The organism is Limnofasciculus baicalensis BBK-W-15 (genome assembly GCF_024178385.1).
GTDB lineage: Bacteria > Cyanobacteriota > Cyanobacteriia > Cyanobacteriales > Coleofasciculaceae > Limnofasciculus > Limnofasciculus baicalensis.
This window is the reverse complement of sequence record NZ_JAMZMM010000323.1, coordinates 1-7,117: the sequence shown is the minus strand read 5'-3', so window position 1 is coordinate 7,117 and position 7,117 is coordinate 1. Positions and strand designations below refer to the sequence as shown.

7 protein-coding genes are annotated in these 7,117 nt (G+C 40.5%); all 7 read left to right on the top strand.

The features are described 5' to 3' along the window. Positions 1 to 137: 137 nt before the first annotated feature. The 7 genes from NJ959_RS23290 to NJ959_RS23260 all read left to right on the top strand — a co-directional run bounded on the left by NJ959_RS23290 (position 138) and on the right by NJ959_RS23260 (position 6,666). A complete protein-coding gene (locus NJ959_RS23290; protein WP_254014134.1) occupies positions 138 to 521 on the top strand; it encodes a hypothetical protein in 384 nt (127 codons plus the stop codon). Between the two features lie 600 nt (positions 522 to 1,121). Then, on the top strand, positions 1,122 to 1,676 hold the full coding sequence (locus NJ959_RS23285) for a protoglobin domain-containing protein (protein WP_254014133.1): 555 nt from the start codon (positions 1,122 to 1,124) through the stop codon (positions 1,674 to 1,676). Positions 1,677 to 1,761: 85 nt separating this feature from the next. Then, a complete protein-coding gene (locus NJ959_RS23280) occupies positions 1,762 to 2,133 on the top strand; it encodes a roadblock/LC7 domain-containing protein (RefSeq protein ID WP_254014132.1) in 372 nt (123 codons plus the stop codon). A 318-nt stretch (positions 2,134 to 2,451) separates the two neighbouring features. Continuing rightward, entirely contained in the window at positions 2,452 to 2,973 is a 522-nt protein-coding gene (locus NJ959_RS23275; protein WP_254014131.1) for a GTP-binding protein, read from the top strand. A 551-nt stretch (positions 2,974 to 3,524) separates the two neighbouring features. Beyond that, complete coding sequence (locus NJ959_RS23270) at positions 3,525 to 4,010, top strand: hypothetical protein (RefSeq protein ID WP_254014130.1); 486 nt, start codon at positions 3,525 to 3,527, stop codon at positions 4,008 to 4,010. A gap of 100 nt (positions 4,011 to 4,110) precedes the next feature. After that, a complete protein-coding gene (locus NJ959_RS23265) occupies positions 4,111 to 4,479 on the top strand; it encodes a roadblock/LC7 domain-containing protein (protein WP_254014129.1) in 369 nt (122 codons plus the stop codon). Between the two features lie 198 nt (positions 4,480 to 4,677). Next, positions 4,678 to 6,666, top strand: coding sequence for a tetratricopeptide repeat protein (locus NJ959_RS23260; protein WP_254014128.1), 1,989 nt, complete (start codon positions 4,678 to 4,680; stop codon positions 6,664 to 6,666). The last annotated feature ends 451 nt before the right edge of the window (positions 6,667 to 7,117 follow it).

Below are 7,117 nucleotides of genomic sequence, written 5' to 3'. Positions count from 1 at the left end.
GTATTACAATTTGTTAATAATCTTTACAAATTTAAACCATAAATCTGGCGCTCTAGTCCGGAATAACAAGACTTTTGTTGTAGGTATTACGAGTATGACGCTGGTAATACGATGGGCAACTGCTGGTAAGTAAAGATATGGTTACGCAGTTTCCCATGATCTTGCAACTGATCGGGCAATTCGGTTTAGAGATAGGCACGGTACTGGAACCCAATCCCGATCTTTTGATCGAGTTTGAGCAGAAGAAACTGAACGTATTCCACGTATCTGAAGCCCTCGGCAGTCCCTATATCCCTGGTCAAGAGTCATTTGTGATTCCCTTCGCCATCAAGTCTGTCTTGGGGTTTGGAGGTCTATTACCTTCGGGCAATCTCTTTGCTATTATCATGTTCTCAAAAGTTCATATTACCCAGAGAACGGCTGAAATATTCAAAACCCTGGCATCGAATGTCAAGTCAGTTTTGTTGCCTTTTGATGGAAAGGCGGTGTTTGCCATCAAAAGGCAACAAGATTTAGTTTGATTTAAAGATAAGCTAACACGGATTTATAGCAAAAGTCAAATCTGTTCAGATCGGGGAGTGTTAAAAAATTATCCAGATTCAACCCCTCACCATTGAAAAGGATTAAGGATCGAAGCCTCCAGAGTCTGAGAATCAAGGTGCTGCTATGATAGATAGTGGTCTAGTGGGTGTCAATAAACTGAACAGCCATATAAGGTGGAGTCTTGGGCTTATTGATGCCCAGATAAGCCTGTGGTCGAGAAATAAAGTATCATTTTTTTTGTCAAAAGTTTTTTTGACGTGTGAAGTGGTATGAAATTTCTGTCCAAGGAGTCCAGATGGATTCTCCGGATTCTCCGGAACCATTCTGAAAAGGATAAGGATAGCAATTGAGGCCTGAAAAGCCCAAGTTCAGAGTAGCGTGTAATTTCCAGCTCGATCTGAGGTTGAAATTTTGATAAACTCAGAGAACCTAGGGGAAAGCCGTTTGTAAAGTTTCGGTGAAGATTTTCGTGAAAACTTCACGATATCTACACAGAGAAATAGAGACAAAGCTCGGCTGAAATTGCTACAACTAAAGAAAACCAATTCCAATTAACCGCTCGTCAACAGGAGAAAATTATGCCCTTAGATCCCCATTCATTTATGGCGACGATGGAAAAGCGTGTTTGCTTGACATCTGAGGATAAAACTTTGCTCAAAGAAAATGCGGATTGGGGTAAAGAAATTGCCTCTGAGATGGCAGATCGCTTTTATACCTACTTGGGTAACGATCCAGAAATGGATGGCATTATGAAGGCTAAGGAAGGACGTATGCACCGCCTGCGCGAAACCTTTATCCAGTGGTTTTATGAAATGTTTACTGGTATGGATAACTGGGGCGATGGGTATGCGGATCGTCGTTGGCGGATTGGTCTAGTTCATGTTCAGATTGGCATTGGTCCTCAGCACGTAGTGCCAGCGATGGCAACTGTGATTAATGCGGTTGGTCAACGGTTAAAAGTTGATGGTAAAAATGAAGCATTACGGGATGCTCTGAGTCGGATTTGTATGATCGATCTGGCATTCATTGAGCAAGCTTATGTAGAAGTAAGTTCCGCAGCAGTTCTCCAAGAAACTGGATGGTCTGAAGGTTTATTCCGCCGTCTAATTGCAACTGGTGCAGGTTCTATGTAATCAGACAAATGCTTCTATAACCATACATTTATAGAAGCATTTATCTGACGATCGATCTCGACAAAAAATCAATAGGAGTAAAATAATGGCAATCAATTCTGAGAAATTGGGGTATATCCTCAAAAATTTTGTTACAGCAACTGCTGATGTTGAGGGAGCTGCAATGGTAACTCCAGATGGGTTACCATTGGCTGCTAGCTTACCTGGTGGGATGGATGACGAGCGGGTTTCTGCTATGTCTGCTGCTATGCTATCCTTGGGCGAGCGGATTGGTAAAGAATTGGTTCGCGGTTCTATCGATCGCATCTATGTTGAAGGAAATAAAGGCTTTAGCATTTTGACTAGTTGTGGTGAAGATGCTGTCTTTCTTGTCCTGGCTACTAAAGAGGCAAAACAAGGCGTTTTGATGTTAGAAATTAAGCGAACATTAGGTGAACTAAAGTCCGCTTTGGGATAAGTATTTTATCTAATCTTAACAGCGACATACAGGAGTTTTCAGGTATGTGAGGTATAGAGAAACCCGGTTTCTTAAAGAAACCGGGTTTCTGGAGTTTACTTCATAAACCTACAATCTGCTGTAAATCAATTAAGCAGTCAGGATCGAGCCATAATCAATGGTTGATAACTGATAGATCTTGAGTGAAGAGGTGAAGGTTATTAACTGATAACCTTCACCTCTTCACTCTTCATCGGACAAAAAAATTAGGTTATAATTTTGTTGTCAATATCGATGATTATTCGCTAGATTTGGTAGGTTTGTTCGGAGCAAAATTTCATGAAAAAATTGCGTGTAGTGATCGCGGGTACTGTCGGGGCAGGAAAGACTACTTTTGTCAAGAGTGCTAGTGATATTGATGTGGTAGAAATAGAACGCGATCTCACAGATAAAAGCTTGTCAGTTAAGAAAAAAACCACTGTTGCCTTTGACTTTGGCAAACTGATTCTCGACGATCAGGATCTGCATATCTACGGCACTCCTGGTCAATCTCGCTTTGATTTCATGTGGGATATTTTGATTAAGGATGCCGATCGCTATATTCTGTTAGTGGCAGCTAATCAACCGAATGGTTTCTCTTATGCTCGCGAGATTCTCACCTTTATGAACGAGCGAGTTCAAGTCCCTTTTATTATTGGTATGACTCATAGGGATTGTCCAGACGCATTATCTCCAGAAGAGATTGCAGACAGTATAGGAATAGCCAATACTAACAATAGCCCGCCAATTATTACGGTTAATCCCAATATCAGAACCTCAGTTATTGAAGCCTTATCCGTTTTGGTGTCTCACGAGCTTTAGTCACTGACTGTTGCTTATCTAACTCAGTAATCCTACTGATTCTTGCCTGGTGATATTGATAATTTTATAATCCTAGGCAATAAATTATTTCTATCTAGATAGTTTTTTATCAGCGCTGTATATTAATATACAGCACTGATTTTATTGTGTAAATATCTATTTTAAATAGAAACAGACATGAAGACTCTTAAATTATCTTAAAGGAATGGGGGTAATCATAGAAAAATACTATTATGATTATAGGTACAGCAGGTACAGCAACCGCCACAGCGGTTAGGACAATGGGCTTAAGCCCATTGTTAAAATTTGGTAGCTGAGAATGCCTTAACACGGGCGACTGCTATAAGTACTTAAAATTGTCAATCATCTACTATAAGCCAACTAAGTAGTAATGATTTCAGTACTTACGGAAACCCTCCATGAATGGTGGATTAGAAAAAGATAACGCACCATTCCAACTATGAGTAGAGTCACTGCGTAAGTACTGAATTTTCAGGATGTACTTGGCTATTCCATCAATCAATATTAGCAGAGCAAGAGAGGTAGGATTAATGTCAATTGCAGAGGATCAAGTGCGCCAACAACTAGGCGATTTCAGTAGCATTGTCTGTTTCAAAGCTGTCGTGGTTGGTATAGAAGAAGCACTTGGAGAAAAAGCAGCCGCCATCGCTTTGATTTCAGCAGGTCGCCAGCGAGGTAAAAAGTTAGCAGAGGATTTAGGTTTAAATAATAAGGGATCGGAAATTTCCCTGGAAGATGTCTCCATTAAGGTTAGTAGTGTATTAGGGAAAGATGGGACTCGCTTGTGTATTATAGACAAGATGGAACAAGATGGCGAAGTCTACAAAGTCTATACCCGCGAAACTGTTTGTTCAGCAGGTGAACCCCAAGGTTCTCCACGGCAATGCACTTTTACACTAGGAGCTATACAAGGGTTTTTAGAATCTTTTCTCGCTAAACGCTTGCGGGGGAAACAAATTGAATCAGTCTTGCGAGGTGGCGAACAAGATGTTTTTGAGTTCAGCGTTCTCCGTTAATTGAGTAGGTGATAGTAGCATCATTATCGACAATCTCACTTAACAGTTACTCTCTCGGAGAAATCAGGATAATCTTTAGAATTGTAACAGGAGAATAACCATGGCTATTAATTCCCAAAAACTGGGTAATATCCTTCAAAGTTTTGTCACAGCAACCAGTGATGTAGAGGGAGCGGCAATGGTTACCCCAGATGGTTTGCCGCTGGCTTCTAGCTTACCGGGTGGTATGGATGAGGAAAGGGTTTCCGCTATGTCTGCTGCTATGCTATCCTTGGGAGAGAGGATTGGGAAAGAACTGATTCGCGGTTCTATTGACCGGATCTATGTTGAAGGAAATCAAGGCTTTAGCATTTTGACCAGTTGCGGTGAAGATGCCGTCTTTCTTGTCTTGGCTACTAAAGAAGCGAAACAGGGAGTATTGATGTTAGAAATTAAACGGACTCTGACTGAATTAAAGCTGGCGTTATAGTCGTTGATTTTGTCCATTATCATGAGATTTTAGATTTGAGATTTGACTTAAATCAAGACTTACGCAAATTCTCTATTTGTAGGGTGTGTTAGCGTAGCATAACGCACCATTCCCACCATTAGTAGTGTTGCTGCGTAAGTCCTATTAAATCTAAAATCTAAAATCTAAAATCTAAAATTGTAGCTACCGGAGTCATAAATGACTGGAGATAACCCAAGATATGAACTGCACTTTCACGGTTTAGTCCAAGATTCTATTGCCGTTGACTATAAAAAAGTCACGGAGATTTTTCAGTATCGTTTGCATAAAATTACGCCACCCCATCAGCTTCCACCTGATTTGAAGGATTTTACGGGACGTAAAACTGAAGGTAATCGCATTTTAACTCAGTTAAGACAAGTCACACTAACTGGAGAAATAGAAAGTAAAATTTCTATTGTGACTGGTATCGCTGGAGTTGGTAAATCAACTTTGGCGCTTCATGTTGCTCATCAATTAAAGTCAGATTTTCCTGATGCTCAACTATACGTTAACCTGCGGGGAACAGAAGGACAACCCCTCGAACCTTTAGAGGTACTGGCGGGCTTTTTGCGGGTTTTGGGTGTAAATGAGGCTTCAATACCTCAAAGTTTAACAGAGAGGAGCGAACTTTATCGTTCGTTATTATCAAAAAAACGGGTATTGATACTATTAGATAATGCTCGTGATGAATTCCAAATTCGTCCGTTGCTACCGGAAAGTGTTAGTTGTGCTGTTTTGGTGACGACTCGTAGACGCTTGACTGGTTTCCCAGAAGAGACAATACTTGAACTTTCAGGAATGACTGAAGAGGAAGCAATTGCACTTTTATATAATCTAGTTGGCGTACAACGGAAGGAGGCTGAATCAGAAGCAAGCAAAACTATTATAGAGCTTTGCGATCGCCTCCCGCTAGCGATCCAAATTACTAGTGGTATTCTGAATAATAAACCGGAATGGCAATTATCAGATTACGCCAATAAACTTGCAGATGAAAGGGGAAGATTAGAAAATTTACGCATTAGCGATTTGGGTGTCCGAGCCAATCTTACTTTAAGTTATCAGGAATTGTCGGAAATTCCGGCACGTTTATTTCGCTTACTAGGATTGCTGGTTGGACTAAATATTGAGCCAGAAGTTGCTCTTTCTTTATTAGAATCAGATCCAGATATAGCCTCCGATGCTTTTAAAACTCTAGTGGGAATGAAGCTTCTAGAAGTAGGGAGTGAAGGATGCTATTATTTTCACGATTTAGTGCGCCTATTTGCCAGAGGACATTTGGCTCAAGAAGAGCCAGCAGAAGTAAGACAGGCAGCTCGTTTAAGAGTTAGTCGCTGGTATTTGGAAACTGCTGAAATTGCGGATGTGGCTCTAAATCCAGAGACGCGCCGACAGTTAGCATCGGTTTCGATTAATGGTAAAGATAGAGCTAATATTATTGAGGGAAATTTGCTATTAACTGCTCTTAACTGGTTGGAAATGGAGCGCTCTAATCTTTTGGCTTCGGTGGAGTGGGCGCACCAAGCTGAGGATTGGGAGATTGTGGTATCTTTGGCGAGAAATTTAGTTAACTTTTTTAATATTCATGGTTATTGGGCTGACTGGGAAAGGAGTCATGGGTTAGGATTAGAAGCAAGTCGGGAATTGGGAAATCATCAGAGAGAAGCTGAAACTTTAATTAATCTTGGTAATGTCTATTCTCTTCAGGGTAATTGGGAAAAGGCAAGTAATTGTTATGAACAGAGTTTAGGTATTTTTACTGAGTTAAGCAATCGCCCTGGTGTTGCTAAAAGTTTGAGTAATTTGGGCAATGTTTACTTTCAGCAAAATTCCTGGGAGCAAGGGATTGAGCGATACAAGCAGAGTTTGGAGATTTTTGAAGATTTAGGCGATAGCTATCGAGGAGGACAAACTTTAGCAAATATGGGTATAATCTATGCTCAACAAAACGATCCGGAGAATGCGGTTCGATTCTGGCAAGAATCTCTGACTAAGCTACACCCAGATTTACCGAAGTCGAAACGAGTAGCTGAGTGGTTACAATCTATGAAGGGCGAGGTATCTCCCCAGACTATAGAGAGTAAACCTCGTGGAAAACTCCCCTATATCTTGGGAGCTTCTATTCTGATAATTATCCTGGTGTTGTTCCTGTTATTTATCTTTGGGTAAAAAAAATAAATGATTATTCATAAAATTTAATTTATTTCGATGGGAATAAAATAATCGAGTGCTAATAATGGCTAGACTTACAGCAATTTTCAGGTATGTGAGGTACAGAGAAACCCGGTTTCTTTGAGAAGCCCGGTTTCTGGGTGTACTTCATAAACCGACAATCTGCTGTATATTTTAAGAGGGGCTAGAGGCTAGTAAATTCTTCTTCCCTAGCCCCTAGCCCCTAGCCCCTATTTAATTTACTCCCAGCAATTCTTAATTAAAATTTCCACTCCACTCCCAGACAAGACATAAAACTTTAATAAAAAAAAGGGATAATTATGCAGACAAATGTCGGCGGAATTTGCTACAACTGTACTAGTGGGTAAAATTATGCGATGCAGGATATACTTACGGCATTAGAACCCCAGGGATTCATGGAGTTGATGGTGAAGCGGGTTGATTTCAG